The sequence below is a fragment of the Planktothrix sp. genome (genome assembly GCF_046067725.1).
Lineage (GTDB): Bacteria > Cyanobacteriota > Cyanobacteriia > Cyanobacteriales > Microcoleaceae > Planktothrix.
In genome coordinates this window covers 1-2,947 of record NZ_JBJUDF010000118.1, presented here as the reverse complement: position 1 = coordinate 2,947, position 2,947 = coordinate 1, and the positions used below count along the sequence as shown (strand labels likewise).

Here is a 2,947-nt window from a genome sequence, read left to right as displayed (position 1 = left end):
TGGATAAGATCCGAATAAATTCTAAAGGTAAATTATCGGGATCGGCAATAAACATCACTTCATAAACCCGCTCACCAATCATTTGTTGCATGGGTTCTAATAAAACCTTTAACGGTTGATATAAATTCGGCTGTTCAGTAACCACTTGATTGAATTGATTTTTCAGATGATTTAACCAAGTCGTTAAATTAGAAACTTGATCCGTTAAATCAAACGAAAGATGATAATAGCCAACATAATGTTCATCAGAAAAAGCATCGGGGGCGGGTTTCGGTTGGGGAATTTCAATAAATTCAATTCGTCCGTTTAACCCTTCCATCCAACAGGCTAAGGTATATCCAGTGGTAAAGCGTTCACAAACTGTAAATCCTAAAAGTTCATAAAATGCGATCGCCCGATGAATATTAGCCGTCCGAATTGAAGCATGGTGCATGAAAATTCCCCTTATTCAAATAATCGAAAATAGGGATAACGAACGGGTACTCCCTGTTCTTTATCTAAATCAAAATTAATCACCTCCCAGCACGGTTCATCCTGACCATCCGGGCTAAATTCCACAGGTAAACCGTATAATCGTGGTTGTGTAGGATCTGAACCATCGCGCCAAGGGGCACTGCGTTCTAAATAGGCACTGATTAACTCTTGATAGCGTTTTGCGATAATCACACGGGTAGCCCGGTAGCCTTGAGTGTAGAGTCGGTCTAACGCTTCATGAATTTCAAATCGAATTCCATCAGGATGGGTATGTTGTCGATACCATTCTCCGTCCCATTGTCGCCAATGACGACCCGATTGTAAGTGTACCAACTCGCCGGAATTGGGGTCAGCTTCAAAAGCCCCGTGACGAGGACACAAATAGGTATCCGTCAGGGTGAGGGCGGGAATTGGCTGACGGCAATGGGGACAACTAATTTCTGGGCCAAAAAAGGGGTACTGCAAGGCAGAATTCATGATCAAGGGGGTTTACACCTGGACTTGTCGTTTATGATAACTATGGGCATTTTACTCTTTCTTTTATTGTAGTTTGTTTGTTTTTAACGAATCTTGTACCCATGTCTGATCAACCGTTGTTAACTTCTGTGACTTATTGGCCTCCGGTAGACCTTTCCCAAGCTGCCTTTGTCGCTGCAAATGCTGTGGTGATGGGGTTTGTGGAGGTGGGTGCTGGGGCCAGTATTTGGTATGGGGCCGTTGTCCGGGGGGATGTGGAACGAATTGTGATTGGAGAAAAAACCAATATTCAGGATGGTGCAATTTTACATGGTGATCCGGGTCAAGTGACGTTATTAGAAGATTATGTCACCGTTGGCCATCGGGCGGTGATTCATGCCGCTTATATTGAACGAGGAAGTTTAATTGGCATTGGGGCTGTGATCTTAGATGGGGTGAGAGTTGGAACTGGAAGTATTATTGGGGCGGGTTCTATTGTCACAAAAGATGTACCTCCCTTTTCGTTAGTGGTGGGTGTTCCCGCCAAACGAGTTCGGGAAGTGTCGCCAGAGGAAGCCGCAGATTTAATTGAACACGCTAAACGTTATGAAAAATTAGCCTTAGTTCATGCTGGAAAAAGTACGGAAATGGGGTTTAGTTAAAACTAAACTTTGGGTTTAGCCGGAGGTGTAATTTTAAATCGATTTAAAAGATCATTAATTTCTAATAATAACTCAAAATCCGCTTGAGGCAATAAACCCTCTGATGTTTTTTCTAAGAATGTAAAGGCTTGTCTAAATTGGCTGGGGGTTGCCATAATGGGGGAGTCAAAATGACAAGGAATAATCCGGTTAAAATTCCATTGAGACACTTGATTTGCCCAAATTAAGGTTTCTTCGGGTGCTCGATTTAAGATTAAGGTTTGTAAAATCGGAGCGACAAATAACCGTCCATTTCCTCTTAACGCTTCAAAACATTGTTGCCAATTCGGTTTCCATTTAAACGGATAAATGCCAAAATAAGCTTTTTTAGAACGGTCGGGAGCTTGCCAAGAGTCTCGAAACGCATCGGCTAATTCTACGGTATCTAAAACACTCGGACGAAAATAGAAAGAAAATAACGAGATTCTTTGCCATCCTCGGCGACGGGTAATTTCATGATCTTCTACTTTATGAAACGTATCATCTTTGGCATGAAATAGTAACGGATAGGGATCAAGTTGTACAATGGCGGGAGGACTATCAGGAATGGAAACAATGGTATCAGTTACTAATAAAGTTTGGGAGCCTCGATGGAAAAAAGCCACTTCTGCAAACCGCCCAATTCCTAATGCTAATGGCCCTAAAATTTGATAGTCAAATTCATCAAAAAAGGGGGTATTTCGACTGTCCTGGGGCAGAATATGAGTGCGTTGTGCAGGTAAACCTAACCAACTTAGAGGTAAATTAATTGGAAAACTCCACTGTCCAGGGGCGACAAAAACTTGCGCCTTCGGAAATTTTCGAGCAAAGGGCCCAACAAAAACTTTATGTTCAATGCCTGAAATTGTTGGCAGAATAATATATTTAACGTCTCCATATTTGACGACTAATTCCTGCATTAAACGCAAACATTCTGGGGTCGGAGCAACGGGAGCATACACTAACAAACCCCCCTTTTTCAACTTTACCACCGTCATCCGAATGGGAACCACCACATACAGAATTCCCTGTACCTGCTCAAATGTCCATATTGTATTCGGAACTACTTCTGTGCGGAGCGTTCGCCGTTGACTGTAGGGATAAATGGGGACAACGGGCCAAAAAGGCCATGAATATTCCTGAAATGAACGATTTTGAACAGGTTCTTCTGGGGTTTTCCGACTGTACTCCACTGTTTTCCTAACTCCTGCTTCTTGATAGAGAGCTTTTAGAGATAGACGCGCCGTGGCTCGTCTCGACTTTAGGATATCGGAATTTGTTCTAAAGTTTCATATTCATCTAAAATCCCTTTAGGAGATTCTTCTCGATGTAGTAAG

General features: G+C 42.4%; 4 protein-coding genes. 1 reads left to right on the top strand and 3 read right to left on the bottom strand.

Translation table 11 applies throughout. The features are described from left to right. Nucleotides 1-433, bottom strand: a 433-nt coding sequence (locus tag ACKPEB_RS06740) for a VOC family protein (protein ID WP_408964084.1), incomplete at its 3' end; no start/stop codon positions are given. An 11-nt stretch (nt 434-444) separates the two neighbouring features. After that, nucleotides 445-951, bottom strand: a complete 507-nt coding sequence (locus tag ACKPEB_RS06735) for a TIGR02652 family protein (RefSeq protein WP_408964083.1) — start codon at nt 949-951, stop codon at nt 445-447. A 101-nt stretch (nt 952-1,052) separates the two neighbouring features. Here ACKPEB_RS06735 and ACKPEB_RS06730 point away from each other — a divergent pair, with 101 nt between their 5' ends. Then, a complete protein-coding gene (locus ACKPEB_RS06730) occupies nt 1,053-1,592 on the top strand; it encodes a gamma carbonic anhydrase family protein (RefSeq protein WP_408964082.1) in 540 nt (179 codons plus the stop codon). Between the two features lie 2 nt (nt 1,593-1,594). On the opposite strand, the gene ACKPEB_RS06725 is transcribed toward ACKPEB_RS06730, so the two are convergent. Next, entirely contained in the window at nt 1,595-2,803 is a 1,209-nt protein-coding gene (locus tag ACKPEB_RS06725; RefSeq protein WP_408964081.1) for a DUF4336 domain-containing protein, read from the bottom strand. Nucleotides 2,804-2,947 lie beyond the last annotated feature (144 nt).

What these genes read in the sequence shown, in the direction of transcription:
- ACKPEB_RS06730 (WP_408964082.1), top strand. Translation starts at nt 1,053, where the DNA reads ATGTCTGATCAACCGTTGTTAACTTCTGTGACTTATTGGCCTCCGGTA.
- ACKPEB_RS06735 (WP_408964083.1), bottom strand. Translation starts at nt 951, where the DNA reads ATGAATTCTGCCTTGCAGTACCCCTTTTTTGGCCCAGAAATTAGTTGT.